Annotated in this window: 22 protein-coding genes; all 22 read left to right on the top strand. The window is 59.9% G+C overall.

Features of this window, described 5'->3' with window-relative positions:
* The first annotated feature begins 15 nt into the window (after positions 1–15).
* The gene (locus JNL86_18055) at positions 16–1,191 is read left to right on the top strand and encodes a TonB family protein (protein MBL8044817.1); all 1,176 of its coding nucleotides are present in this window, start codon (positions 16–18) and stop codon (positions 1,189–1,191) included.
* A 20-nt stretch (positions 1,192–1,211) separates the two neighbouring features.
* Positions 1,212–1,793, top strand: coding sequence for a TlpA family protein disulfide reductase (locus JNL86_18050; GenBank protein ID MBL8044816.1), 582 nt, complete (start codon positions 1,212–1,214; stop codon positions 1,791–1,793).
* 4 nt (positions 1,794–1,797) lie between these two features.
* Complete coding sequence (locus JNL86_18045) at positions 1,798–2,109, top strand: hypothetical protein (protein ID MBL8044815.1); 312 nt, start codon at positions 1,798–1,800, stop codon at positions 2,107–2,109.
* Positions 2,110–2,223: 114 nt separating this feature from the next.
* Positions 2,224–3,351 (top strand): transporter, encoded by a 1,128-nt coding sequence (locus JNL86_18040; GenBank protein ID MBL8044814.1) that lies wholly within the window; start codon positions 2,224–2,226, stop codon positions 3,349–3,351.
* Between the two features lie 11 nt (positions 3,352–3,362).
* On the top strand, positions 3,363–4,652 hold the full coding sequence (locus JNL86_18035) for an exo-alpha-sialidase (GenBank protein ID MBL8044813.1): 1,290 nt from the start codon (positions 3,363–3,365) through the stop codon (positions 4,650–4,652).
* 35 nt (positions 4,653–4,687) lie between these two features.
* Positions 4,688–5,203, top strand: a complete 516-nt coding sequence (locus tag JNL86_18030; GenBank protein ID MBL8044812.1) for a TlpA family protein disulfide reductase — start codon at positions 4,688–4,690, stop codon at positions 5,201–5,203.
* Positions 5,204–5,208: 5 nt separating this feature from the next.
* On the top strand, positions 5,209–5,520 hold the full coding sequence (locus tag JNL86_18025) for a hypothetical protein (protein ID MBL8044811.1): 312 nt from the start codon (positions 5,209–5,211) through the stop codon (positions 5,518–5,520).
* A 109-nt stretch (positions 5,521–5,629) separates the two neighbouring features.
* Positions 5,630–7,951, top strand: a complete 2,322-nt coding sequence (locus tag JNL86_18020; GenBank protein ID MBL8044810.1) for a TonB-dependent receptor — start codon at positions 5,630–5,632, stop codon at positions 7,949–7,951.
* Between the two features lie 64 nt (positions 7,952–8,015).
* Positions 8,016–8,210, top strand: a complete 195-nt coding sequence (locus JNL86_18015) for a helix-turn-helix domain-containing protein (protein MBL8044809.1) — start codon at positions 8,016–8,018, stop codon at positions 8,208–8,210.
* Complete coding sequence (locus tag JNL86_18010; protein MBL8044808.1) at positions 8,207–9,661, top strand: hypothetical protein; 1,455 nt, start codon at positions 8,207–8,209, stop codon at positions 9,659–9,661. Before JNL86_18015 ends, JNL86_18010 begins: the two co-directional genes overlap by 4 nt.
* 69 nt (positions 9,662–9,730) lie before the next feature.
* On the top strand, positions 9,731–11,986 hold the full coding sequence (locus JNL86_18005; protein MBL8044807.1) for a TonB-dependent receptor: 2,256 nt from the start codon (positions 9,731–9,733) through the stop codon (positions 11,984–11,986).
* A 210-nt stretch (positions 11,987–12,196) separates the two neighbouring features.
* Positions 12,197–14,170, top strand: a complete 1,974-nt coding sequence (locus tag JNL86_18000; protein ID MBL8044806.1) for a S9 family peptidase — start codon at positions 12,197–12,199, stop codon at positions 14,168–14,170.
* 258 nt (positions 14,171–14,428) lie between these two features.
* Positions 14,429–14,761, top strand: a complete 333-nt coding sequence (locus JNL86_17995) for a hypothetical protein (protein MBL8044805.1) — start codon at positions 14,429–14,431, stop codon at positions 14,759–14,761.
* Between the two features lie 158 nt (positions 14,762–14,919).
* Entirely contained in the window at positions 14,920–17,118 is a 2,199-nt protein-coding gene (locus JNL86_17990) for a TonB-dependent receptor (protein ID MBL8044804.1), read from the top strand.
* A 178-nt stretch (positions 17,119–17,296) separates the two neighbouring features.
* A complete protein-coding gene (locus JNL86_17985; GenBank protein MBL8044803.1) occupies positions 17,297–17,692 on the top strand; it encodes a hypothetical protein in 396 nt (131 codons plus the stop codon).
* A gap of 302 nt (positions 17,693–17,994) precedes the next feature.
* Positions 17,995–20,133 carry a TonB-dependent siderophore receptor gene (locus JNL86_17980; protein MBL8044802.1) on the top strand — a complete coding sequence of 713 codons (2,139 nt, stop codon included), beginning with the start codon at positions 17,995–17,997 and terminating at the stop codon, positions 20,131–20,133.
* Positions 20,134–20,145: 12 nt separating this feature from the next.
* Positions 20,146–21,402 carry a PepSY domain-containing protein gene (locus tag JNL86_17975; GenBank protein ID MBL8044801.1) on the top strand — a complete coding sequence of 419 codons (1,257 nt, stop codon included), beginning with the start codon at positions 20,146–20,148 and terminating at the stop codon, positions 21,400–21,402.
* Positions 21,403–21,776: 374 nt separating this feature from the next.
* Entirely contained in the window at positions 21,777–22,199 is a 423-nt protein-coding gene (locus tag JNL86_17970) for a hypothetical protein (protein ID MBL8044800.1), read from the top strand.
* A gap of 150 nt (positions 22,200–22,349) precedes the next feature.
* Positions 22,350–24,707, top strand: coding sequence for a TonB-dependent siderophore receptor (locus JNL86_17965; GenBank protein MBL8044799.1), 2,358 nt, complete (start codon positions 22,350–22,352; stop codon positions 24,705–24,707).
* 28 nt (positions 24,708–24,735) lie between these two features.
* Entirely contained in the window at positions 24,736–26,013 is a 1,278-nt protein-coding gene (locus JNL86_17960) for a PepSY domain-containing protein (GenBank protein ID MBL8044798.1), read from the top strand.
* Entirely contained in the window at positions 26,010–26,435 is a 426-nt protein-coding gene (gene exbB, locus JNL86_17955; GenBank protein ID MBL8044797.1) for a TonB-system energizer ExbB, read from the top strand. The genes JNL86_17960 and exbB overlap by 4 nt, the downstream gene beginning before the upstream one ends.
* On the top strand, positions 26,425–26,799 hold the full coding sequence (locus tag JNL86_17950) for a biopolymer transporter ExbD (GenBank protein MBL8044796.1): 375 nt from the start codon (positions 26,425–26,427) through the stop codon (positions 26,797–26,799). Before exbB ends, JNL86_17950 begins: the two co-directional genes overlap by 11 nt.
* Positions 26,800–26,841 lie beyond the last annotated feature (42 nt).

Below are 26,841 nucleotides of genomic sequence, written 5' to 3'. Positions count from 1 at the left end.
AAAGGGGCCGTTTCCATGGAGCATCTCTCGGTCGCGCATTCAGGACACCCAAACCAATCCGTCACAGGCTGGGGGGCCTCGCTGGTCTTGCATGCCTGCCTTGCGCTGGTGGCATTGGGTCTCATGCCGAAGATGGCCGTCATGGTGGAGAAGGAACCGTTCAAGTGGGATGTCGCGCTCGTCGAGCCGCCGCGTGAAGTGGTGCGTCAGGAAGACCCTGCGCCGGCCCCGGCCCCCGTTCCTCAAGTCCAACCGCCTGCGCCGACGCCGGAGAAGCCCCGACCGCAACCGGTTCGTGCGGTGGAGCCGCCGCCTCAGCCGGTGCAGCGGCAGGTGGAAACCAGAGTGCTCCCGCAAGCGGTTCAGCGTGACGCGCAGCCCGTGGTCGAAACGGTGCGTCCGCAGGAACAGATACAGCCGAAACAGGAAGTCGTTCAGGTGCAGGCCAAGCCCATCGAACCGCAGGAGATTCACAAGACGGAGCCGGTCATGCAGGCGGCGCCGACTGAAGTGCAGCGGGAAGTCGCGTCGGTGGTTGAGCAGCAGATCATGGACGCGGCGCCAGCCACGGCGCAGACCTATCAGGCGCAGTCCGTCGTCAGTGCGCCGGCGGTGGTGGAAACGGTGCCAGAACCAGTGATGACGGCCAGTGCACCGGTGGTACATACCGCCCCGGCCGTGGAAGCGGTTGAGGCGCCACCCACTCCGGCGCATTCCTCGCCTGTAGCCGAGCCAGTGACGGCTGCCGCCAGTGAAACTCCCTCTGCGCCCCCGGCTCCGGTCGAGGCGGTCGTGGTGCCGACTGCGCCGGTTGCGGCAGCGGTTGCTGAGCCGGATCCAGCCACATTGCAGGAACATCAGGTCGTCGCTCAAGCCGCCGTTGCCAGGCCCGCCGCCAAAGCCGATTACGGCTGGTTGGCCGAATCACTGCATCGCCGCATCATTGAGTTGAGACATTACCCCAGCACGGCCCGCTTGAATGGTTGGGAAGGCAAAGTCGTCTTAAAGGTCTCCATTCGTCATGACGGCCAGCTCAAGGACGTGGAGGTCGTGAAAAGTTCCGGCTACGAATCGTTGGATCAAGCGGCGATGGAAGCCGTGCGGCGGGCCTGCCCTCTGCATATGAAACATGAGTTGACGGCACCGATGGTCGTGCTGCATCTGCCGGTCAGTTACAGCCTGAACCGGTAAGGCGAGTCGGGAGAACCAACATGGCTACTCAACGACAGGCTGCTCGGGCATCGATGAATATCACCTGGGGCCTGACCAGGAAATTGATCGTGACGGCCCTGCTCCTGTCAACGCTGGCCGGTTCGGCCTTGGCGATGGGGGCGCGACCACCAGCCGCCGGCATGCCCGCCGCGGGGTTTTCGCTGACGGATCTCTATGGCAAGGCGCACAGCTTGGAGCAATATAAGGGGAAGATCGTGCTGGTGAATTTTTGGGCGACCTGGTGCAAGCCCTGCACGTCCGAGATGCCGGCGATGCAGACGGTCTATGACCAGTTGCGCGACAAAGATTTCGTGGTGCTCGCCGTCAATGAGCTGGAGGACGAGGCCAAGGTGCGCGAACACATTCAACAGTACAACCACACGTTTCCGGTGCTGCTCGACCGCGAGAATCAGGTGGCCAACCAGTACGGGGTGTTCGGCTTGCCGGTCAGCGTGTTCATCGACCAGCAGGGCGTGGTCCAGGAATACATCAAGGGTGGGCTGCTGACGGAGCGGAAGATTCAAGAGATCGTCAGCCGAATTCAGAATGCCGCGCCGATCAAGGCGGCCACGTTGCGATAACTGTATGATGACCCGTGTCCGACACATCGCGCTGCCCCTCCTGTTGGTCTGTGTATTCCTGACCCTGCAGGGGGTTGTGTATCCGCATATGTTGGAGCACGTGTCGCAGCACGCCCATCATGATTCCGGTGTGCACGGGACCGTGGTCTGTTCCTGGATGTGTGCGGCCGGACAAGATCTCGGGCCTGCGCCCGAGTTGGTCCCCGCCACGATCTCCGTCATCGCCCTGATCGATGACATCCTGTTCGACTCCGCTTCGAACGGCTCTCGTGCGCGGTGGGCATCACGAGGCCCTCCCGATTCCTCTCGCGCCTGAACCGGTTCTCTCATTCATGACATTCATCAACTGTGGCGTCTCTGCCGGAGGTTTCTTTCGAAACCGGGCGCGACCAACGACTCTCATCTCTGATCGGAGAAAGGATCGTGCGTGATGCGGGCTCTCAGTAGAAAACTCTTGGTGTCTGTTCTGGGAATCATCGGGGTGGCCGTCGGCAATCTGGCCTCCTTGCCCTCAGTTTATGCCTCCTGCGGGGCAGTCTCGTGCTTTGTCGTCATCGGGTCTCAGCAACAGGTTCCCCAAACCGGGGTGCTGACCGTCAACGGCATCTACAACTACACGCCGATGCGGATCTTAAACGGCACGTCCGGAATCATCCCCGGCGTGGATCAAGCCAACCGTCAAATGATCCTCGATCACCATCAAGAGACGCGCACAATCACGCAGCAGGCCACGTTAGACGTGAATTACGGGATCAGCGAGCGTTTTGGCTTGCAGGTCACGGTCCCGTATCTCTGGCGGACGCATCAACACATTGATGGGATCGGTGAGGACGGTCTCAATGGTGAAGGGGCGGCGACGAGGTTTTCGACGAATGGGATTGGCGATATTCGCGTGGGGTTGAAGTACAACGTGCTGCCGACTCTGCGAAGCATGGTGGTGTTTGGGTTCGGCGTGTATGTGCCGACCGGTGCCACGGGGGCCCATGACAATGCGGGAACTCGCATGGAATCGCCAGCCCAGCTGGGCCGCGGACAGGTCGGGATCAATCCAACGATCTATCAGTCGTATGAACTCATTCCGCATCGGTTGAATCAATTTTTCTCAGCCAGCTACCGGCATACGTTTCGGAATAATGACGGCTACCAGTTCGGCGACGAATATATGTTGAATGCCGGCTTGAATGTGGTGACCACCCCCTGGCTCGTGTTGACCGGCCAAGTCAATTACCGCTATCTCGTGCACGACAACTTTAGTTCCTCGCTTCTGCGTTCCGCGATACCAGCCGATGCGCCGGATTTCCCGGGCGAACCCGTGTTAATTGATCCCAACATCCGTAGTCGGGCGGTTCCAACGACCGGTTCGACCTACCATGCGTTTTCACCAGGTTTTCAGATAGACCTCGGCCAGTTGGTCCAGTCCAGTGTGACCAACATGACGTCCTTGTATTTCTATGCACAAATTCCATTTGCGCGGGATGCCAACAATAGTTTGGTGCAAGGAACCAGCTTCGTCTTTGGGCTGACAAAATCCTTCCAGATGATTTCTGTTGGGAGCTAGGAGGCGCGACCATGCAGCGAGGTACTCGGTTGAGTTCAGTGGGGCGTCGTGCGTTCGCGATCGCCATTCTGCTATGCGGGCTCACGGGCGGGCAGGGATGGGCGGATCCGAAGGCAGAGATTCAACTTGGTCCCAAGGTCACCACCGAACATAAGGTGAAAAGCCTGGTGGGTCCGTCGGTACAGATCGACGACGCCGGGGCCCTGTCGTTGGCCTGGATGGAGGAAGACAAGGACGTGCGGGCGGTCCTGTATGCGCGTAGTACCGAGCCGGGCGGACCGATGGGTGTGCCGGTACGCATCAACCGTCCGGAAGACGTGCCCTATTGGCGGCAGGAAGCGCCGGCGTTGGTTGTGCAGGGAAACGATGTGTTCGTCACCTGGGGATTAGCCCATCCGAAAGCCACTCCGCAACAACCGTTTGCGACAGAGTTGCGCCTGAGCCGTTCGAATGACGGCGGCCGGACATTCCAGCCGTCGATCGTGGTGAATGACGATCCGGGGGTGATCCAACATACCTTCGATGCGCTCCATCGCGATGTCGAGGGCCGGCTTCACCTCTCCTGGATCGATGGCCGTGAAGGCAAGAAAGATCCCGGGACCTACGTCGCTCGATCGTTGGATCAGGGGCAATCGGTGACGAGCAATCGCAAAGTGGACGAGGGCACCTGTGTGTGTTGCCGCACCGCAGTCACCAGCGGACCGGACGGGACGGTCTATGTCGCCTGGCGAAAGATTTTTGAGGGGAATGTGCGAGAAACCGTCGTGGCGCGATCGGTCGATCACGGTGAGACGTTCGAGGCGCCCGTGATTGTGGGCCATGACAAGTGGGTCTTCCCGGCCTGCCCGCACCGGCCGGCCTCCATGGGCGTGGATCGGCAGGGACGCGTGTACGTCGTCTGGTATACGGAAGGCACCGATGAAATTCCCGCCGTCTATATTGCGTATTCCGATGATCGCGGTCGCACGTTTTCACCGAAGCGGCAGTTGAATGTGTCCAAGAACACGTTCCCCGACCATCCACAGATCGCGGTCGATCCGGAGGGGCGGGTAGTTGTGATCTGGGAGGAGCAGGGCCCGGTGAAGCGGGATGTGGTGATGAGCGTCTCGACCGACCGGGGCCTCGGGTTTACGGCTCCGTACAAGTTGAATGAACGAAAAAGCCAAACCCCGGTGGTGGCGGTGAATCGGCAGGGCGTCTTTGCCATGGCTTGGATGGAGCACGGCATGCCCGGCCATAAAATTGTGACGCAGACGTTGCGGCTTTCACCCACCAGCGTCGCCGCTGAGGCGGCGCAGTAGGGGTGGTGTGAGTCGTCACGATGAACGGTAACACGATGCACGGTTTGCTGCTGTCCCTCGCCTTCTGGCTTGCGGCAAGTTCTGCGGCGGCGGAGGATTCCCTGGCGGCGCTCAAGATCGGACGAGTGGAGACCGGTACCCAAGCGGCGCCGTTTGCGCTGCAGGCTCTAGATGGCTCGCGGGTGCAACTGGCTGACTTGAAGGGGAAGGTCGTGGTGGTCAATTTCTGGGCCACCTGGTGCGGTCCCTGTAAAGACGAGATGCCTGCGCTCGGGCGCTTGCGTCAGCAGTTGGACCCCGAACGGTTCGCACTGCTCACCATCACGACTGATTTACAGCGCGAAGGGATCAAACAGTTTCTCGCCAACCTGAAGGTGCAGCTGCCAGTGCTGTTCGATGAAGATCATGACGTGTCCCATGCCTACCTGGTGCGCGCGCTGCCGACGACGATCTTCATCGATCCACAAGGCACGTTGATCGGGCGCGCGGTCGGGCCGCGCGACTGGGATGCGCCCACGGTCGTACGTGCCGTCCAGAGTGTGATGCCATGATGCGGATGCGGACAGCGGTTTCCGGAGCGGCGGCAGTGCTGGCAGGGCTCTACCTGGTCCTGGCCGTCTTTTCCGTCGCCTGCATAGTCGATCATGTCGATTCGAAACCGACCGCTCACCATCATGGCGGAACGGTCTCCCATTCCAGCTTCTGCGCCTGGGCCTGTCAGGCGAATCCAACCTCGGATACCGGCCCTGTTGCGCTGGTACTGCAGCCGTTGTTCATGGCGACCCTCTTCGTCGAGAGCGGTCACGCCGTCATTGCGGGCGGCGGCGGCTACCACACCGCTTCTCGCGCACCGCCCATTCACTCGTAATCTCCTCGTACATCGCTAGATGGTCTAGCTTCTCTTCTCGTCCGCGCAGACAGGGGCGAGAAGGGTTTCACGTTACTGTCATGTGCACCGTTGTGCCGGAAGGATTCGTATGCGGGCCCGTCTTCATTTATGTGGATTTCATGTCATCGCATGTTGCGCAGTCTGGGCGGTCATGGCCCTGGTGCCGGCTATCTCCCTGGGACAGGAGGCTGGTGCCGACAAAAGTGTGCGGGAGCGTGATCTGCGCGACCAACTGCAGAACATTCTTCGAGAGTTGGAAGAATTGCAGCAGCAACCGACCCCAGGGGCGGCCACCATACCGACACCGTCGCCTGTCGTGAAGGACGCCCCGGAGAGTAAGGCGTCGGAGCCGATTCCGCAATACGAATTGTCCGACGTGAGCATCGTGAGTGATCGGGTGCAGCGACGGCCCGAGGGCTTGTCGCTGTCATCGACCGAACAATCGGAGACGGACTCGCAACCGACCAGGACCATGAAGGAATCGATGGAATCCCTCCCTGGTGTGGTGTTGCGGCAGGCCAACGGCCCGCGCGACTTCAGCATGATGATTCGTGGCCAGGGCGCCAAAACCACGTTCGCCGTGCGTGACATCAAGATGTACGAGGATGGGTTCATCCAAACTCAATCGGACGGATTGTCGCGGTTGGATATCCATGATCCCTGGTTCATGCGGAGCGTGGAAGTCATTCGGGGCGCATCGTCATCGCTCTATGACAACTATGCCCTCGGCGGCATGGTGCACTTCCGCACCAAGCGCGGGAGCGATATCAACGGAGTGGAGACCTTCCTGAGCGGAGGCTCGTTCGGCTACCACAAGGAAGGCATCGCGGTGGGGCAGCAGTTCGAGAATCTCGATGCGTCCCTGTTTGTCAGCAACGTCGGGGAAGACGGGTTTATCAGAAACAGCAACTACACCACCCAAACCATCAACCTCAATCTACGTTTCAAAATCGACGACAAGCAGAACTTCTATTTCAAGGCCATCACGAACTGGCTGGATGCGCGCGTACCGACTCGCCTGACCCAGGCGCAATTCAACGCCGACCGTCGGCAGGCCGGCGGCACGAATGTGATCTGTAATGCCAATACCTGTAGTGATGCCGAACGGCTCGCGCAGCGGCGATTGGATCGTCGGACCATCATCGGCGGCATCTACGAGCGTCAGATCAACGCGAATACGGTGCTGACGATCGAAGCCGATTACGACGTGAAGGACATCAATCAAACCTTCTCGCAAATCAGCGACAACGTGAATCCGAACTACAAGCACTACGCGGATTTGCGGCACGACGGACGGCTCTTTGACATGCCCTTGCGGAGTTATGTCGGGTTCTTTCTCTCCAATATGGAGCAGGAAGCACAGACCTTTCAGAATCTCGCAGACGGCTTCGGTACCCGCGGCGCGTTGCTGCAAAATTCGCGCGGCACGATCAGAAACGTGGGGGGGCGATTCCGGGAAGAGTTGGAATTTATTCCCAAGGTCACGCTGGCGATGGGGTTGGGATTTGAGCAATCCCAGCTGAGCGTGCAGTCGATTGGCTATACGGGTGGTGCGGTGAGCAGTAGGGCCGGGGCCGATCGCAGTTACACCAACTGGGCTCCCGAAATGTCACTGAGTTGGAAGCCCAGTGATGCCCAACGGCATTGGGTGCGCGCTTCTACCGGGTATGGCATTCCGGGGTTCGCCAATCTGCTTCGAGATCCGGTGACAGGGCAGCCCGGCATCAACTTCGATCTGAAGCCGCAAAAGAACCTGAATTTTGAAATCGGCACGGAGTCCAAGTTGACGAAAACCTTGACGGTGCAGCTCGTCGGATTCTGGACGTTCTTCAAGGATGAGATCATCACCCAGGCGGTGTCCGGTACGAACACGGCGTCGGTCAATGCCGATTCGTCGCAATATCGTGGTATCGAGGCGTTCTACGATTGGCGTCCGCTGGACGGGTTGCGCCTGTCCGGCGCGTACACCCATGTCGATGCGAAGTACGTCAATTTCGCCGACCGGCTGAATACCGCTGCTGGCTTCCTGGTGCGGGACGGCAACAAGGTGCCGAACGTGCCGACCGACGTGTTGAATACCAAGGTGGCCTATGACCACGCCGCGACCGGCTGGGGCGCCTGGGTCGAAGGAAGCTATTACAACAGCTACTTCCTGAACAACAGTAATACGTTCGGAATCCCGTCGTACATGATTGCGAATGTGAATGTGCACAAGAGCTTTGATCTCAAGAACAGCTGGTTCCGGTTCGCGAAGTTTTATGTGGAAGTGGACAATATCGCCGACAAAAAATACGCCGCCTCCGGGCAAGTGATCGGAGGAGAAACCGCCGGGGCTGCCGCCGGACAACAGGCGTTCTTTGCTGGGTATGGTCGCGCGATCTATGGCGGGGTGACGTTCGGACTCTTCTAACCAGGTGATGCGGGCGGCATCGCGCGTCGGTGGCGCCCGCACATCCTTGCATCAGGAGGTTGCCATGCAGAAACAACTGTTGCGGGTCGGGGAAGCCGCGGATGTGTTGGCTGTGAGCCGGTGGACGATTTATCGCTGGGTGGAGGACGGCCGATTGGAAGGGACCAAGATCGGTCGTGGAAGTCTGCGGGTGTTTCGCGCCTCGCTGGAACGCTTGGTCCAACGCAATAAGACGCACGAAATGAACCTCATCCAATGACGAACAGGAACAGGGGGAGGCGAAGGGGCGTCAGGGCCGGTGCGTCCATCAGTCGGCGTGGTCTGCGTGGTTTGCTGTGTCTCTTCGCGTTGGCGTTGGTGGCGCATGCATCCGGCTGTGCGGGGGGTGCGGAAACTCAGGCTGTGCTGCCCGCGAAACCGTATGCCTTCGTCCATGGCCAATGGTTCGATGGCGAAGGCTTTCAGTCGGATACCTGGTATGCGGTTCAGGGACGCCTGACACGTCAAGTGCCGTCGGGGCCGGTCGAGACGGTGGATCTCTCTGGTCTCTACATGGTGCCGCCGTTTGGGGAGGCGCACAACCACAACGTCGAAGGGCCGTGGAATGTGCAGGCTGTCGCGAAGCGGTACCTGCAGGACGGGGTGTTTTATGTGAAGAATCCCAACGACGTGCGGGACTTCGCCCTACAGATCCGGCAAGCGATCAACGTGCCGACGAGTATTGACGCCACCTTTGCGCATGCCGGCCTCACGGGCCGCGGCGGGCATCCCGTGGCCTTGTATGAAGAGGTATTGCGGGTCGGTCGGTATGAGCCGGCGGTGGGGCCGATTGAACGGGGCTGGTTCGAAAATCGGTCGTACGTCGTGGTGGAGACAGAAGCTGACGTGGAAGCCAAGTGGCCGGTGATCGTGAGCGGTCACCCGGATCTTCTCAAAGTGTATCTGGTGCATTCGGAGGACGATGGGGCGGATGTCCGATCCGGCCATCATAGGCAGGGGCTCCATCCAACGTTGGTGCCGGGCATTGTGGCGCGTGCGCATGCGGCTGGTCTCCCAGTCACCGCCCATGTCGAAACGGCGGCCGATTTCCGGCATGCGATCCGCGCCGGAGTCGATGAGCTGGCACATGTGCCGGGCTGGTTGCCTCAGGGGCCTGACGATGCGAAGCATGCCAGGTTGACGGAGGAAGATGGGCGATTGGCTGCAGAACACAAGGTACGGGTGGTCACCACGACGGTGGCCGGGCAGGCCATGCCGTCTATCGGCGGGCATGACCAGCATCGGCACCATGCCGGCCATGGGGCCGGGCCGGACGTGCCGCACGCGTCATCGCCCGGTGAAACGGCCAGCAACGTGGTGAGAGACAATCTTCAATTGCTCCAACGCGTCGGCGTGACACTGCTGATCGGCAGCGACCATGCGGAGACATCGCTGGCCGAGGTACAGCATCTGCGTACCTTGCACCTGTTCGACAATCGCACGTTGCTCAAGATGTGGTGCGAGGCGACACCGGCGGCGATCTTTCCCGAGCGGCGCATTGCCAAGTTTGCCGAGGGATACGAAGCCAGTTTTCTCGCCCTGGCAGGGAATCCGATTGAGGATTTTGATCAGGTGCGAGCCATACGCCGTCGATTCAAACAGGGGGTGCCGCTCGACGGCGCTCCCATGCGGGACGCTGCTTGGTCAGCAGCGGACCAGAGGAGTCGGTAATGCGTGACGTGTCCAACCGGCGTTGCGTCAACATTCAGGAATTGGTCTGGGCAGAAATTGGAGTGCACGATGGAACGGAATAGTTGGAGAGGGTCTGTGGCGGGCTGTCTGGCAGCCTTGGTCATGATGGGGGCGCCGCCTGGTGCGTTGTTGGCGGCTGAGGAATCGCAAGAGCACGAAGCCCCGGTCGTGGCGGTGGAGCCGGTGGAAATCAGCGGCAAACGTATCGAGAATGTCGAGGACGTGAAACGGGAATTTGCGCGCCGGCCGGGCAGCAACATTCTGATCGAGGAGAAGCAGATTACCGAGTCGCGGGCCATCAATTTGCAGGATGTGCTGCAGTTTGCACCGGGCGTCCGATTCCAATCACGGTTCGGTGCCGACGAAGGCCAATTCCAGATCCGCGGTACGTCGTTGCGCAATAATTATCATCACCGGGGCATCAATATTCTGATCAACGGCATTTTCTTCGGCGACGCCGACGGGTTTTCCGATTTTGAATCGATAGACCTGCTCGCCTATGAACGCATCGAAATCTACAAGGGGGCGAACGCGCTGCGGTATGGCGCGAATAGTATCGGCGGCGCCATCAACCTTGTGCCGCGCACCGGCTACAGCGCCTCCACCTTGCAGCTGCGCATGCTGGGCGGCAGCTTCGGCATGGTCAGCGGCCAAGTCTCCAGCGGCAAGGTGCTGCAGCCCTTCAAGGTCGGCGAGATGAACGCCACGATGGATTACTACATCAGCGTGTCCGGCAACCGGCAGGATGGATTTCAGGATAACAGTCAGCAGGCCCGGGAACGCATCAACGCGAACATCGGCTTGCAACTCGGCAACCATCAGGAGATCCGCGCCTACTTTCTCCAAGCCAATGTGGCCGAGCGGATCCCCGGGTCACTCACCAATCAGCAACTGTTCTTCAACCGGCAGCAAACCGGCGGGCAGAGCCCTGCCGGGGCGCCACCATTCTTTGCCTGCGTGTCGAGCAACCAAGCCTGTAACTGGGGGCGATACTACACCCTGCAGCGGATCGGCATCGCGTACCACAATGAGTTCGCGCCGAATCAATATTTCGAGATCATTCCCTACTTCTCGAATCAATTCGTCGATCATCCGATCTTCCAGACGATCCGACAGGAGAACAACAACGTCGGCGGCGAGTTCCGGTACGTGAATTCGAACCCGCTGTTCGGCAAGAACAACTCCTTCGTCGCCGGGTTCCAGCCTCGGTATGGGAATCAGCGGCAGCAGCGGTTCGTGAACATCAACGGCAACATCGGCGCGATGACCCAGAACTACACAGCCAAGACGACCTATTTCGGCATGTACGCAGAAGATGCCTTTGACGCCACCAAGGATTTCACGATCGTGGTCGGGGGCAGATGGGATTACAGCGGCCGTCAGGCGACGGTCGACAATTTCGGCCCCGCCGGAAATCCCTTCAACCCCAATACGCCTTCCACGCCGAGCGGCACGCAGAAGCCGTTGCAACACTTCGATGCCATCAGTCCGAAGGTCGGCTTTGTGTACCGCACCACGCCCACCTCGCAATTGTATTTTAATGCGAGCCGAGCCTATGAGGCGCCGCTCAATGTGGAACTGCTCTCCTCGGTCAACGCGAACGGCTCCGCGAATACAGGTTTTCTCAACCTGGACGCGCAACGGGCCTGGCAATTGGAATTAGGGCACCGAGGGACTTCGGCGGACAAGCGCTATTCGTGGGACCTGACGGTTTATAACCTGGAAATGCAAAAGGAAATTCTCGCCTCCAACATCAATAATCAAGGGACGTTCCAAAATGCCAACGGGACGCGGCATACCGGCGTGGAAGCCGGCGGCGCCATGGTCCTGACAAAAGGCCTCTTCGCGCAAGGCGGCGCAGGCAAGGAGGACAGTGTGCAGGCGCGGGTGGCCTATACCTGGTCGCGGTTCAAGTTCACGGACGATGTTCGCGGCGGCGGCATCAGCGGGCCGAATGTGCTCATTGCCAAGGACGGCATGACGGTCGCCGGCGCACCGGAACACAGCATGAGCATGGAGCTGCGCTACGATCACCCGGCCGGCTGGTGGATCGCGCCGAATTTCGAATGGTCGCTGTCGGGGTTCTATACGGATTATCTCAATACGATCAAGAATCCCTCCTACTTCGTAGTCAACCTACGGTCTGGCTACAACATCGGCGAACATTGGACGTTGTTTGCCGAGGGCCGCAACCTCACGGACAAGACTTATGCCGGTGCGGTGGTGGTGAACGATTCGCTCAATCGTTTCGCCAACCCGGCGTTGGGCATCAGTGCCTTCGGGGGCGTGGAGTATAAGTTCTAGACGCTGCCTGCGGGTTGTCCATGCGGAGGCTCATCGTCAGGTGAGCCTCCGCGTCGCGGCTGCTGCCAGATTGTCCGTCCTGGTACGGCATCTCCCGGTCTCTGCGCTTGCGTAGAAAACGGGATGGACGGCCGTCGCGTGAACATGTGATAAATGACTCCGTCGGGTATTCCCCGGATGGGCATGTCCTGGTAACTGTAGGGATAGACCGTGCCGGCCATCTACGGACTTGTCACTGTTCTTGTTCTCATCTGCAGCATACTACCGGTCTACGCCGATTCCGGCTCCGCCCCGCCGCCCACCGCAGCGTTTGCGTCGCTGCCCCGCATCGAATCCATTCAGCTGTCCCCTTCCGGTCGGCATCTGGCGGTGCTCCGGAACCATGCAGGACAGACCTTCCTCGATACTCAAACCGTCACGGGACAGGACGTGCATCGTGTCGTCTCGACGGATAATCGCGACTACATCATCACCTGGTTCCGTTGGGTGAATGACGAGCGACTGCTGGTCAGTGTCCGGTTCGCGGCGACGCGGGATGCGATCGACACGATCGAAACGCGACTGGTCGCGGTGAATCGGGACGGGACGGAGCAGGTGCCCAATCTGTTCAAACAGTCCTCGTTTTCTTCTCTTTTCGGGAACAAGCACTTCCCTCAATTTCAGGATCGGCTGGTCGGCACCATTCCCGGCGATCCCAGACATGTCCTGCTCGCACTCGATCTGGAACATCCCAATGCGCCCGATGTCTACAAGGTCGACGTGTATACCGGCGATCGACAGTTGGTCCAGGCGAATCCCAGTTCACAGCCGGACTCCAAGGCGATTGCGCAGTGGATCGCCGATCGGACAGGAACGGTGCGGGCGGGGGTCGGACAATTTCAGACATCAGTGCAGGCGATTGTCAGGCTACCGGAGTCCAGTCTTTGGCGTGAACTGGCCGACTATGATCTGGTCAAGGAGACCGGGCTCGTGCCCTTGGCGTTCGACGCCGATCCCGCCTGGTTGTATGTGAGGGACCAACATCGGGGCAAGGCGGCAATTTTTAAGCTCAACGTGACGGACCTGACTGCGGATCGTGTGCTCGTGGTGGCTGACCCGAAGTTTGACCTGAACGGCGAATTGGTCTACGCGCCGGGACGCAAGAAGGTGGTCGGCGTTCGTTACAGTGAGGCGGATGAGCGGGTGTTGTTCTGGGACTTCGACGCGCAACGTCTGCAGGCACGTATCGATCGCGCGATTCCCGGCACCGTCAATGTCATCCACAGCAGCAGCGACGACGGGCGGCTGCATGTCGTGAAGTCAAGCGGCGCGGCGCATCCTCCCCGCTGGTCGATCTTTGACGAGCACGACGGACGCATGGTCCTGCTCGGCACGTCGTATCCCGATCTGGAGTCGGCTGCGCTGGCGACGCCCGCTACGACGTATGTGACGGCGCGGGACGGCAAAGAGCTACAGGTCTTTGTGACCCTGCCCAAGGATCGGGATCCACGCCACCTTCCGATGATTGTATTCCCCCATGGAGGTCCTGCCGCCCGAATGCCCGGTGCATTCAACTATTGGACGCAGTGGTTCGTCAGTCGAGGCTGGGCGGTGCTGGAACCGCGGTTTCGCGGAACCGCGGGATATGGCGACGCATTTCTTCGCGCCGGGTTTCAGCGCTGGGGGCTGGAGATGCAGAACGATCTGACCGATGCAGTGCAGTATGCCATTCGCTCCGGCATCGCCAGTGCGAACCGGATTTGCATCGTCGGTGCGGGCTATGGTGGGTACGCCGCCTTGATGGGTGCCGTGCAGCAGCCGGACTTATATCGTTGCGCGGCCAGCTTGGGTGGCGTGACAGACTTGCCGGCACTGGTCTCAGACAGCCGCTGGTATGTGAATCAGCAGGCGCTGGTGGACATGCGGATCGGGTCCTGGTGGAACGATCGGGAACGCCTGCGCGACACCTCTCCCATTGTTCATGCGCGAGAGATCCGCACGCCGCTGCTGCTGATGCACGGGTTGATGGATCGAATGGTCCCTGTCTCCCAGGGGCGTGCCATGGCCGAGGCATTGCAGGCAGCCGGCAAGACGACGTACACCTATGTGGAGTTGCCGATAGCAGACCAGGCCTTGCATCGAGAGGCCGATCGCCTTCAGGTGTTTCAGGAATTGGAGACGTTTCTCGCCACCCATCTCAATTAGGTTCTCCTGACGGGAGCACCCGCCAGGATCCCTTCCTGTTCAGATCGGCGTTCTCGACGATGTTTCCGCGTCGTGCCGTCTTGCAGCCCTCAGGTTCCATGGGCGAAGAGGGCGCCTTCGGTTCCCGACTCATTCGCTCTTCACAAGACTTCAGCCGGTACAGAGACGTTCATTACTGCCCTCGTGATTGTGGTGCACCCGTGAGCATGCGCCGGTAGCTGCGTCGCACCGTACCTGTTAGAAGTGCGGCGTTGGATCATGGGAAGGTATCGAAAACAATTCGGCGCACTCGTGCTGCTCGTTCCGCTGTATTGGTGGATGGTCTGTGTCCTGCCTCCCGTCGGAGCGGTCGAGTTCGTTACACACATGGCTGAGGCCGGTGAGCATTGTGTGAGCTTCTGTCAGCATCCCTCCTCTCCGGTCGATCAGCCTCCACAATCAGCTGTACTCGATACTCTTGTTGATCAACAGGCTTTCCACGCTCCGGTCGGTCTTCGGCCGTATCGGCGTGTCAGGCAGAACCGGCCGCCGCCGCTGTTCTATTCCCTCAGCCGCAGTCTCCGTGCGCCTCCATCCTTGATCGAACGTTGACCAGCAGCAAGCGGGCAGGGTGCGCGTGATCAGAGGCCTCACGATGCCGGTCTCTCGGCGCGCCTTGCGTCGCGCAGGAGGTCGTTTGTCGTGAAGGCGTCATTCAATTCTAGGAGTGGGCTATGTCATCTGCAGGTTTCGGTCGAAGATGGGAGCGTATGGTGTGGGTAGCGAGCCTTGTGTCAGTGCTGTGCGTGTCGATTGGGCCGGTATCGGCGGACGAGGGATCGGAGCCTTCCGTCGAGCCGGTGACGGCGCCGACTGTCGTGGTGCAGGGGACTCGCACGTATCCGGAGGGCACCGGCACGCTGGGCTTGCAGGAGCAGAGCAGCGGGAGCTCTCGACTGGGGGTGACGCTGCGTGAAATTCCGGCCAGCGTCGAGGTGATCACCCAGCAGACGATGCAGGAGCGTGGCTTGCGAAACGTCTCGGAAGCGATCCAGGCAGCCACGGGCGTGACGGTCAATGACCTCGGCGTGAACCCGGGTGCGTTTTCGATGCGGGGATTCAGCAATCAACAGATTCGACTGCTGTTCGATGGATTGTCTCTCGGGCCGACGGGGTTCGTGACGCGACCGCGCGATTCGTGGAACCTGGATCGCATCGAGATTTTGAAAGGGCCGGCATCCGTGCTGTACGGGGAAGGCGCGGTGGCGGGGATGGTCAATCTGGTCACCAAGCGGCCCCTGCGCGACGCACAAGGTAACGAGGCCTTCCTGTCGTACGGGTCCTTCAATACGGTACGTGCCGGAGTGGGCAGCGGAGGGACGCTGGGCACGGATAAGCTGCACTATCGCGTGGATCTGAGCTACCAGAACGGCGATAGCTATTTAGGACCGCAGGGCACACCCTTCACGTTCTGGAACATGACCAGCGCCGTGCTCTATGACGTGACTCCTCGCCTCAGCGTCGAACTGTCCTTCGACATCGCCCATGATCGTCAACGACCCTACTGGGGGACACCCCTGGTGCCGTCGACATTCGCAACACAAGGGGTGAACGGGATCGTGAGCACGACGGACGGCCGCACCATCGATGCCCGCATGCTACGCAACAATTACAACGTCCAAAATGCGGATATGAGCGCCTTGACCACCTGGACGAAACTCAAAACCACCTGGGCGGCGACGGAGTTTTTCCAACTGCGAAATCAGGCCTACTACTACACAGCCAAGCGCGACTGGATGAATGCCGAGACCTATACCTTCAACAGCGGCACGCAGCTGATCGATCGCGATCGATTCCAGGTTCAGCACGATCAGTCCGTGATCGGGGACCGTCTGGAACTTTTACTGACGCATCCCATCGGGAGCTTCAAAAATCGTTTCGTGGCCGGTGTGGACTTCAGCTATGTCGATTTCACGCGACCGAGCTTCTTCAGCGCAGCCGGCGGCAGCGTCGATCCCTTCGCACCGGTCGCCGGTCTGTTCGGCGGCGGGGCCATGGCCACCCAAACGGCCAGGATCCTCACCACCGCGTTGTTTGCCGAGGAACAATTCAGCGTGACGGAGTCGCTGAAGGTGGTGGCGGGCATGCGCACCGACTATATCAATCTCACACGCGAGTTTTTTACGACCGGTGGGGCGTTGAATGCCGCGCAATCGTTCGACCAACAATTCACTCCCACCACTTGGCGAGCCGGTCTGGTTTATGACGTGTTGCCGCACGTGACGCTCTATGGACAATATGCGACGGCGGTCGATCCGGTCGGTGGCAGTCTCTTCAGTCTTCGCAGCAACCAGCAGTTTGATCTAGCGACCGGCCATCAATGGGAGATCGGGGCCAAGGGGCAGTTCTTGAACCACCGGGTGGAGTGGATGGCGGCCTACTTCGATATCGTCCGTGAGAATATTCTGACCCAGGTTTCCCAGACCGCCTCCGTGAACGTCGGGCGCCAGTCTTCCAAAGGTGTGGAATTGGACGCGGCATGGCGCGTCACCGATGCCTGGCGGCTGCAGGGGAATGTGACCTTCTTGTCGGCGAAATTCGATGAATTCAATGACGTGTCCGGCGGGACGCTCGTCTCCCGCAGCGGGAATCGTCCGTTCGAAGTCCCGCAAACGGTCGGGAATCTGTGGACTATCTACCGCGTGCCCACGCCGATTCCCTTCGATCTCGGCGCAGCCTGGCGGTACGTCGGCGACCGGTATGTGGATGCGGCAAATACGATTAGGCTGAACAGTTATATGACCGCGGACGCCTGGGTGACGGTGCCGTACAAGCAGTTCTGGATCACCCTGCGCGGGCGCAATCTCCTGGACAAGACCTATGGGATCTTCGGGTCGAACTTCTATCCGGATCAGGTACTGATCGGAGCCCCACGGACCTTCGAGCTGAGCGTCATGGGACGGTTCTGAAGGTGCGGGATCGTCCGGGAATCGAGCTCAGGATAGGGAGGCTTCTTCTTGAACGGTCTGTGGGATCGCAGGCCATCCGGAAATCCACGGGCGATTATGTAGCACCTGGTGCAGCGATAGGCAGACAGGTCTTATGGCGGTGTGCTAGATACCCCTGACGCCTATTGAGAGAACTTTCGTGAACTTGACCCTCAGAGGTTTTTCTGTCGACCGCCGACGCGGTCGTGCTTGTACGTCGATCATTGTTTTAGCCTGCCTGTTGATCGGCATCCGCCTGCTGGCCGGCGCCATTTCGGAGATCTGTTTTTTTGATCTCGAGGTGCCGCCGGTTCGCACCGTCCACATCCACAGTGCGGGAGACCACGACCACTGCCATCACGGACGATACAGCGTCCCTCCGTTGCTTGCCTGGGCCTGTTCTGCTTGCAAGGATGCCGGTGAGTTTACGTTGCCGGACATTCCCCATCTGCCCATCCTCGTCTCGTTCTTCGTGCCGCTATTCCTTCTGGTCCTGTCGTTTGGAAGCCGGCCACTGATTGCCGCTCGTGGCCGCGGTCCCCCTCTGTCCTGCTGAACGTCTCCGCCACATTTCGAGGGATCGCCAGGTCCTCCGCCCCGACGGGGAGCTGGTATGCATTGGCGCGCGTCGGTCTAGACCGGAGGCACGGCTCTGCCATGGTCCTGCTTGATCATGCGTACAACGCGGCGAGGCCTGCCCGAGGCCTCACCCATTCAGAGGACTTCATGATTCGACAAGAATGCGTTTCCATCGATGCCACTTTCAGAATAGGTGCCGGTCCGCGGCCACAAATGTCCAGCAGGATGCGGGAAGGTCTCCTAACCGCCGCAGTACTCGTGTCTCTCACGACCCTCCTGATGCCTGGTTTGGCAGCGTCTTCGCAGGACGAACAGGCCGTAGGCTACACGCCGATCCACGCTGCCGACCAATTGGACGTCCAACCTGTGACCGTGCAGGAAGTGCAGATTATCACTAAGTCACTACCAGCTTTTCGCGACCAGGATGTGCCCAACGATCCCAGCTATACGCGAAGTAACACGTCTTCCGCCAATCGCATCAATGTGCCGATTATGCAAACGCCGGTCTCTGTGCAGGTGGTCCCGCGTGCAGTCATTCGGGATCAACAGGCGGTGCAGATCGAGGATACCGTGAAGAATGTCAGCGGCGTCTACCCGGGCTTTACATTTGGTGGGTTGTCAGAAGAGTTCATGCTGCGAGGGTTTAACACCGGGTACCTATCCTATCGGGATGGATTCCGGGTTCCTGGGATGCGGCTTTCGCTGGCCAATATCGAGCGTGTCGAAGTGGTCAAAGGCGCAGCGGCCAATCTCTATGGTCGGATCGAGCCGGGCGGTATGATCAACTTGATCACGAAGCGTCCGCAAGAAGTGGCGCATTATTCTCTGAACCAGCAAGTCGGGTCATTCGGCCACTATCAAACCTTAGCAGATGCCACCGGCAAACTGAACCAGAGCGGGACGCTGCTGTATCGATTCAATTTTGAGTATTTAAATAAAGAGTCCTATCGTGATTTTGGATTCAACACGCGGACGTTCGCGGCGCCGACCGTTACCTGGAAAATCGCGCCGCGTACGCAATTCGATGTCGAATTCATGTATTCCGGTGAGCGGAGCCGTGAAGATTACGGTATCGTCGCCCTCGGCAATGGACCCGCGCCTCTACCAAGGTCGCGGTTTCTGGGGGAACCGGCGGATCGTATCCGGATGGATGTCTACAATACGGTCGCAACCCTGACCCATGCGTTCAATGATGACTGGCAGGTCCGTGGACGCTTCAACTACTTCCGGCGCAACGTGGGGGACCCGCAGACGGCGGGAGCGAGTCTGGATGAGACGACGGGAGACTTGCAGCGATTCTTTTATCGGGGCAATGCGGTCAACAACACGTATATGGGAACCGTCGATGTGTCGGGGAGGTTCACGACTGTCGGTCTGGTGCATCGGGTGTTGGCCGGTTGGGAATACTACGGGAACTTCGCGGAAGTCCGCTCTATAAGCGCGGATGCCGGAGCGATCAATATCTTCACTCCCCAATACACGAACGTCAATCAATCTCTGCAGCCCTATAACTTTTTTATCGACCAACGGATGTCCTGGAACAGCATATTCCTCCAGGACCAGATTACCCTCTTCGACAAACTGCATATCATGGGCGGTGGGCGGTACGATTGGGCCATCAGCGAGCTTGGACTGGCCTTCGGCAAAGATCAATCGCTGGCATCCGCCGCTGGTGCGTTGCAGACGACCCACAATCGACGGTTCAATCCCCGCGCCGGCATTGTCTATCAGGCGCGGGAGTGGTTGTCCGTGTATGGAAATTATGTGCAGTCGCTCGGGGCCGCCAATTCGGTATTCGACGCATCGGGGAAGATCCTCAAGCCGCAGATCGGCGAGCAGTTCGAAGGCGGGGTGAAAACATCCTTCTTTGACGGCCGCTTGAATTCGACGCTCGCCGTGTATCATCTGAGCAAGCAAAATGTCGCTGTCCCAGTGCCGGGGACACCTTTTTCTACTCCCATTGGAGAGGCCCGGAGTCAGGGAATCGAACTGGATGTCGCGGGGCAGGTGACGGAGGCCCTGAGCCTGATCCTCACCTACGCCTATACCGATGCCAAGGTGACGGAGGGTGCCGACAAGGGCAGGCGGCTGTGGAATGTGCCGATCCACGGCGGCAGTCTCTGGGCGCGGTATGAAGTGCCGAGCGAATGGGTCCGCGGCCTCACGGTCGGCAGCGGGGTCTTCGTGCAAGACAAGCGGCAGGGTGATCCGTCGAACTCCTACAGCCTGCCGATCCAAACCCGCATCGATGCGATGGTGCGGTATCAACCGCCGATTCTCGACTCGCGCCTGAGTTTTCAGCTCAACGCCTACAACCTCGCCAATGAGACGCTGTATGGCGGAACGTTGGGCGACCGGTTTTCAATCAATGTCGGGATGCCGCGAATGTTTATCGGTTCGATCCACTGGGCGCTGTAACGAGGACTCGAAATGTCCTCGTTGAAGACAGTAGGAAGAGGCGGGACTAAACAAGGCTGTTCGCCGCGTGCTTGGCGCAACGTATGGCTACGGCTGCACCTCTATCTCGGCCTCTCGGTTGGGGCGTTGTTGGTCGCTGTCGGTCTGACCGGCAGTGCGTTGGTGTTTATGAATGAGCTCGATGCCTGGCTCAATCCCGATCTGTTGACGGTGGCGGTTCCGTCCGAGGGCAGAGTCGTCCACCGGCCGATGGTGGAGATCGTCGCGGCGGCCGAGCGCGTCGTCGAGGCGAACAGTCGAATTCTGGCGATCATGGGGCCGCACAGTCCCGAAGGGGTCTTTTCCATTTCATTCGAACAGCCGGATGAAACCCAACTCCGTGTGTTTGTCGATCCTTATCGAGCCATCGTGACCAACGTGCGAAATTTTCGCACACACCGAGTGATACCACCCTATCTGATCGACGCCATCTTTCAGTTCCACTTTACATTGTTGTCCGGCGAGATCGGTCAGGCCATCGTGGCAATTGGTGCATTGCTGTTGCTTATCTCGATCGTCACGGGGCTCATTCTCTGGTGGCCGTTGACCAGCCAGTGGCGGCAGGCCTTCGCGATCCGGCTTCCGACGAATCGGGTGCGGTTCCTGTTTGACGCGCACAAGACTTTCTCGCTGTATACCTGCCTGGTGCTAGGCGCCGTGCTGCTGTCAGGCGTGTCCATGAACCTCAACAAGCCATTCGTGCGGGTCACGCAATGGTTCTCGCCGGCCACTCGAGATACCCCAGGGCGGCTCGTTTCCGGTGCTGATGCCGGCCGATCGCCGATCGGACCGGTCCACGCATATGAGATTGCCACGAGCCGGTATCCGGGTGAAGACCTCTACGGGGTCTTTCCCCCATCCACACCGATCGGCGTCTACCTCGTCAGCTACCGCCGTGTGCCGGGCCTGAGCGCGTTCTGGTCCGAGCGCTGGATCGCCATTGACCAATACAGCGGTGCGATTCTTGACGTCCGCGCACCGGATACGAGACGCACGGCCGGTGAAACGTTTCTCGCGTGGCAATGGCCGCTGCACTCGGGACAGGCGTTCGGGCTGCCGGGCCGTCTTGCGGTGTTTATCAGCGGCCTGGCCTGCCCGGTGATCTATGCGACCGGCGTACTGATGTGGTGGCGGAAGCGGCCTAAGTCCCCAACAAGAAGAAATCAACGGCATCGTGACGCAAATGCCGATCCGGGACACCGGCCCGAGTGCGCCGATTCTTACCTTTAGCGTTTCTTCGTGTTCCTGTTCTGGGCTTGCGTGCTTTCAGTATGACAGTTTGCGGTGACTGGGGCCGAACGACACATTCCACTGAATGACGATCTATGGCCTTCCTGGATTGCAGCGGGAATCCGGAGCTATCGTTGGCTGAAAGTCACACGTTCTCCCCCCACGAGTGTACGCTGCGTCATGGCTAGGTTGTGATCGTCGAGCGCGTACGCCCGGTAGAATGCCCGGCGCTCCGAATGATTCGCGAGCGTTCCTCCACAATAATCTGTGTGGTCTGTTGCATGCGGTAGCAGGCGTCAGTAGCAGCACGCGGGCCAGTCTGTTACATAACGCCCATGTCGGAATGCGACAGATTTCATCGGAGACAGCGCCTTTTGGCGGGTCTCCTCCTCGTGACCGGAATGGCCTTAGGCTGGTTGTCGGTCACGCCGACCGGAGCGCTCAGTTGTCTGCATTGTTTTCTGGCGCAACGGTGGGTGGAGGCGACCGTTGCTGAACGGGACTCCCGACAAGCATGGCGTGAGGCACAGACAGACCTCTCCGCTCAGGCCTCCAGCCGTGTCGCCCTCAATCCGCCTTTCGTGTCTGGGGCTGTCGCTGACGAGCCTCGCCAGGCCATCGTATCAGGGGACTCATCGCCCGGTGATGCCCTCATGGCCATTGTGTGGCAATGGGCGTTTCGCACACGCGTTGTGCTCACGCCGCCTACGCTCGATGCCGGTCGGTCTCAGTCTTTTGCCGTTCTCGATCCAACGATTCTCGGGCTTCGCGCACCTCCCTCGTTGATCACGACGTAGTCTCCTCTGCAGCACATCAGCCTGTCATCGAATCGCCTGCCGGGTGACTCTGCCCAGGCTACGTATCGACTACGAGGGAAAGGACCCTGTGTTATGGAAGCGCTGTCGTTCGTGTGTGAATCTCAGATCCCCTCTTCATCAACTCAAAGAATGACTCTGCGCAAGGAGGCGGTCTGGGTCGTGTTTGCCATGATTGCGTGTACGGGTTGTATCGGGCCGCATGTGGCGCCGCAGGCAACACAAGACGCGTCTGCCATAGCGACGCATGCAGAGCCTGTTGCGGAGCCGCAAGAGGCGCCACAGGCAGCAACGTCTTCGACGGGGCCACTTGTCTCGGTCCCGCCCATGATTGGCGCCGGATCGGAGAACACCGCGCGGCAGGAAGATGTACCGGTGGTGGAGGTGCGTCCGGTGGTGGTGGCATCGACGCGGGAGTCCTACACCGTGTTGAACAGCACTACAGCGACGAAGAGCGATACGCCGATTCATGAGACACCGGCCAGCATTCAGGTGGTACCGCGGCAAGTGATCGAAGATCAAAAGACGCCGCGCATGAAGGATGCGTTGGAGAACATCAGCGGTGTCCGCCCGAATCAATCCATCGGGTCCGGCAACCGGTTCATCATTCGCGGTTTTCCGGATCTCGGGAAAACCTATCGCAATGGCCTGCTCGCCACGTCCCCGTCAGGATTCCCGTTTGAAATGGACACGGCCAATATCGAAAGCATTGAGGTGCTGAAGGGACCGGCCTCCATTCTCTACGGACGCATCGAGCCGGGCGGCATGATCAATGTCAACACGAAGCGGCCGTTGGACGCCCCTCACGGCGCCTTGGAACAACAATTCGGTTCCTACAATTTCTACCGCACCCTGTGGGACGTCGGCGGGGCCATCACCGACAGCAGGTCGCTGTCGGTCCGCTTTTCGGGGGGCTATCAGAACAGCGGGTCGTTCCGAGAGTTCAACTTCATCGATCGCAAGGTCTTCAATCCCAGCGTGACCTGGCGGCCGACGGACAAGACCACGCTGACTGTGGATGTGGAGATCTTGAAGCAGGACTTCCGTGCCGACAGCGGCATTCCGGTCATCGGGAATCGTCCGGCCCCCGTACCGATCAGTCGGTCGTACGGCGATCCGAATACGCCGGTGTCGTTCACGAACAAAACGCACATCGGTTTCAATCTCGACCATCGCTTCAATGAGTCGTGGAAGCTGACGAATCGCTTTCTTGCCAGCTTTATCGATGCGGAAAGTATTTGGGCGAATCCGGCGCCTGCGTTCGGGAATGCGCTACGAGCCGATGGGCGGACGCTGGATCGGAACATTTTCGGCCAGACGAGCTACGTGCGGACCTATGCCACGAATCTCGACCTGACCGGAAAATTTGCGGTGGCGGGTACGCAACATACGTTGTTGATCGGGATGGACTATACCAGGGCCGCCACCGACTACGGCATCTATGGCAATTTCACTTCCGGCAATCCGGCTCTCGCGATCGACATCTTCAATCCGACCTACGGCATCGCGCCAAGCCTGTTCACTGCCGCCCGCGCGACGACCGACCGACCTGGTCGAAACGTCAGCGTCTTCCATGAGCAATGGTATGGGCTCTATCTACAGGATCAGATTACTCTCTGGAAGAAGCTGCATCTGCTCGTGGGCGGTCGATATGACTGGGCCGAAGTGGCGCGAGGCACGGCCGGGGACTTCGATCAGGCGAGCGCCAATGTGGACGGGGTCACCAGGAAAGATTCGCGGTTTAACCCGCGCGTCGGTCTCCTCTACGACCTGACGCCTTGGCTGGCGGCGTACGGCAACTACGTGACGTCCTTCGGCGCCAATAACGGCGTCTCCTCCAACAATCAGCCGTTCCCTCCGCAGACCGGCAAACAGCAGGAAGCCGGCTTCAAGGCCGACCTGTTCGACCACCGCTTGAATGCCACGTTGGCCTTCTATCACTTGACCAGAAACAACCTGGTGACGCCGGATCTCGCGAGCGGCGACCCGCTGGCGAGGATCGTGGTGGGTGAGCAACGCAGCCAGGGCGTCGAATTCGACATGACCGGCCGTGTGACGGAGAGCCTCAGCCTGATCGGCAGCTACGCCTACACCGACACGAAGGTCACCAAGGACAATTCGGGCTTGCAGGACAAGCGGTTGCCCGGCGTACCGCTGCACGGCGGGAGCCTCTGGATGAAGTATGACTTTACCGAGCTGAGCGGGCCGGTCAAGGGACTGAGTGTGGGCTTCGGGACGTACATCTCCGGCTCCCGGCACGGCGACATTCAAAACACCTTCACGCTCCCCGGCTATGTGCGGCTCGACGGCTTCGCGGCCTATCGCTGGATGATGGGGCCGACGCGGGCGATTGCGCAGGTGACGGTCCGTAACCTGCTGAATCACGAGTATTACGAAAACGCCGACCTGAATTCGAACGTGGCCCCTCGTAACGGCGTCTATCCGGGCGCGCCGATGACGGTGTTCGGGTCGCTACGGTTGGAGTACTGAGCTTGGACAATCGGAAAGGATAGGGCCGGTGGGACAGGCATCGTCGGTGACGGCACAGCGACGGAAGCGGTGGCTGAACGCGCATTTGTACCTGGGGTTTTCTGTCGGCGCCCTCCTGGTCCTGATCGGGCTGACCGGCAGCATCCTGGTGTTTCATCTGGAGATCGACGAGTGGCTCAACTCCGACCTGATCCGGGTGGCACCGCAGGTGGGTGGCGCGGCGGCCTACCGACCGGTGGATGAGATTGCCGCGGCTGCGAGGCGCGCCATGCCGAAGGGAGCGCAACTCGTGTACGGGCAATACCCCCGGCATGACGGAATTGCCTATCGATGGAACGTGTCGGTGCCGTCCGGGCCGGACGCGAAGTCACCGATGGATTTTGAGCTTGACCACGTCTTCGTCAATCCGTATAGCGCCGAGGTCATCGGGTCCCGATTGGTCCGTCCGGCCGGCCTCGGCGGCGCCGTGCCTCGCACGTTCGTCGGCTTCGTGTTTGCACTGCACTATGCGTTGCTGTTGCCGCGATTCGGAGACCCGCCGTTCGGGGATACGGTTGTCGCCGTCATCGGAATGGTGCTGACCGTTTCCTTGTTCACGGGCCTCTACCTCTGGTGGCCCAAGAGCGGCGGGTGGATGGCCGCGTTGACGATCAAGCGGGGCGCGCATGTGCGCCGGATGAATTTCGATGTGCACAAGACGGCCGGGGTCTATTTTTCGATCGTGCTGCTCGCGCTGTTTGTCTCGGGAGTCTATCTCAATCTGCGGGCCCCGTTTCATGCCGTGGTGCGGCTGTTCTCCCCCACGGTCGATCGCTTTACGATTCAATCTGAATCGCCTCGAGGCCGGCCGCCTCTGACTCTGGGCCAGGCTCTCGACATAGTCATCAGTCGCTATCCGGAAGGGCGGGTGGAATGGCTCTATCCCGCCAAGAAGCCCACGGCCGCCTATACCATCTGCCAGCGAGAGGTACCCAACGTCAGTCTGGTGCTCAGCCGGCGGTGTGTGGTGGTGGATCAATACAGCGGCGAGATCCTGCATGTGCAAACACCTGACGGGGGAACCGCCGGAGACTATTTCATCCAGTGGCAGTGGCCGGTGCACTCCGGCCAGGTATTCGGGATGGCGGGGCGCTGGATCGTCTTCGCCTCCGGCCTCGTATGTCCGCTGTTATTCGTTACCGGCTGGTACTTATGGTGGAGGAAGAGCCGGGGGAGGCGCGCGCGGCAGCCTATGGAGCCTGGCGTTCCGGTCGAGGCGCGTGTTGATGAGGTCGCAACAGCATCAGTGAAGGGGGGCCGTACATGAATGGACTGAAGGAAGCCGTGGAGTACGGCGTGATCGGACTGTTGATCGGCTTGAGCCTGTGGGCGGTGGCCGTGGCGATCGAGCGGTGGTTGTGTTACCGGCGGATCGATGTGCATGCGTATCCGTCGATCGAAGAATGTGAAATCGCACTGACCAAGCGGCTGGTCGTGATTGGGACCGTGGCGGCCAACGCACCCTATATCGGCCTGCTCGGCACCGTGTTGGGCATCATGTTGACCTTCCATACCATGGGCACGTCCGGGGCCATGGCGGTCACGACGATCATGATCGGCCTGAGTCTCGCGTTGAAGGCGACTGCGGCAGGGCTTGTGGTCGCCATTCCTTGCGTGGTCATGAATAACATGCTCCGCCGGCGCGTCAGCGAATTGCTCGCGCAGTACAAGGCCTACCATGGAGCGTGAGGTCGATCAAATTAATGTGATTCCGCTGGTCGATATCATGCTGGTGCTGCTCGTGATTGTGCTGACCACCGCGACGTTCATCACCACGGGGCAGATCCCGGTCAATCTTGCGAAGGCGAGTTCGGCGAGCGAGCGGCATGATCGACCGATCATCGTCACCGTGACTGCGGAGGGCGGCTTGTTTGTCGATGAGCATCCGCTCGGGGAAATGGAATTGGAAGCGGTGCTTCAACAGCGGAGTCGCGAAGCACCGGTGCTGGTGCGCGCGGATAAGGTCACGAAATTGGAACGATTCGTCGGGATCGTGGATCGCGTGCGATCAATGGGCTTTCAGCACGTGAGTTTGGAGGTGGTGCGGACATGAGGAGTCGCGCCGGGATTGCCCGCCGCAGGGAAAGGTGGATGA

It is taken from the genome of Nitrospira sp., assembly GCA_016788885.1.
Taxonomy (GTDB): domain Bacteria; phylum Nitrospirota; class Nitrospiria; order Nitrospirales; family Nitrospiraceae; genus Nitrospira_A.
This window is presented reverse-complemented; position numbering and strand designations above follow the sequence as displayed.

What these genes read in the sequence shown, in the direction of transcription:
- JNL86_18030 (MBL8044812.1), top strand. Translation starts at nt 4,688, where the DNA reads ATGCACGGTTTGCTGCTGTCCCTCGCCTTCTGGCTTGCGGCAAGTTCT.
- JNL86_18010 (MBL8044808.1), top strand. Translation starts at nt 8,207, where the DNA reads ATGACGAACAGGAACAGGGGGAGGCGAAGGGGCGTCAGGGCCGGTGCG.
- JNL86_18045 (MBL8044815.1), top strand. Translation starts at nt 1,798, where the DNA reads ATGATGACCCGTGTCCGACACATCGCGCTGCCCCTCCTGTTGGTCTGT.
- JNL86_17965 (MBL8044799.1), top strand. Translation starts at nt 22,350, where the DNA reads ATGACTCTGCGCAAGGAGGCGGTCTGGGTCGTGTTTGCCATGATTGCG.
- JNL86_18005 (MBL8044807.1), top strand. Translation starts at nt 9,731, where the DNA reads ATGGAACGGAATAGTTGGAGAGGGTCTGTGGCGGGCTGTCTGGCAGCC.
- JNL86_17975 (MBL8044801.1), top strand. Translation starts at nt 20,146, where the DNA reads ATGTCCTCGTTGAAGACAGTAGGAAGAGGCGGGACTAAACAAGGCTGT.
- JNL86_18025 (MBL8044811.1), top strand. Translation starts at nt 5,209, where the DNA reads ATGCGGACAGCGGTTTCCGGAGCGGCGGCAGTGCTGGCAGGGCTCTAC.
- JNL86_18035 (MBL8044813.1), top strand. Translation starts at nt 3,363, where the DNA reads ATGCAGCGAGGTACTCGGTTGAGTTCAGTGGGGCGTCGTGCGTTCGCG.
- JNL86_18055 (MBL8044817.1), top strand. Translation starts at nt 16, where the DNA reads ATGGAGCATCTCTCGGTCGCGCATTCAGGACACCCAAACCAATCCGTC.
- JNL86_17980 (MBL8044802.1), top strand. Translation starts at nt 17,995, where the DNA reads ATGCCTGGTTTGGCAGCGTCTTCGCAGGACGAACAGGCCGTAGGCTAC.
- JNL86_17990 (MBL8044804.1), top strand. Translation starts at nt 14,920, where the DNA reads ATGGTGTGGGTAGCGAGCCTTGTGTCAGTGCTGTGCGTGTCGATTGGG.
- JNL86_18015 (MBL8044809.1), top strand. Translation starts at nt 8,016, where the DNA reads ATGCAGAAACAACTGTTGCGGGTCGGGGAAGCCGCGGATGTGTTGGCT.
- exbB (MBL8044797.1), top strand. Translation starts at nt 26,010, where the DNA reads ATGAATGGACTGAAGGAAGCCGTGGAGTACGGCGTGATCGGACTGTTG.
- JNL86_18020 (MBL8044810.1), top strand. Translation starts at nt 5,630, where the DNA reads ATGCGGGCCCGTCTTCATTTATGTGGATTTCATGTCATCGCATGTTGC.
- JNL86_18050 (MBL8044816.1), top strand. Translation starts at nt 1,212, where the DNA reads ATGGCTACTCAACGACAGGCTGCTCGGGCATCGATGAATATCACCTGG.
- JNL86_17950 (MBL8044796.1), top strand. Translation starts at nt 26,425, where the DNA reads ATGGAGCGTGAGGTCGATCAAATTAATGTGATTCCGCTGGTCGATATC.
- JNL86_17995 (MBL8044805.1), top strand. Translation starts at nt 14,429, where the DNA reads ATGGGAAGGTATCGAAAACAATTCGGCGCACTCGTGCTGCTCGTTCCG.
- JNL86_18040 (MBL8044814.1), top strand. Translation starts at nt 2,224, where the DNA reads ATGCGGGCTCTCAGTAGAAAACTCTTGGTGTCTGTTCTGGGAATCATC.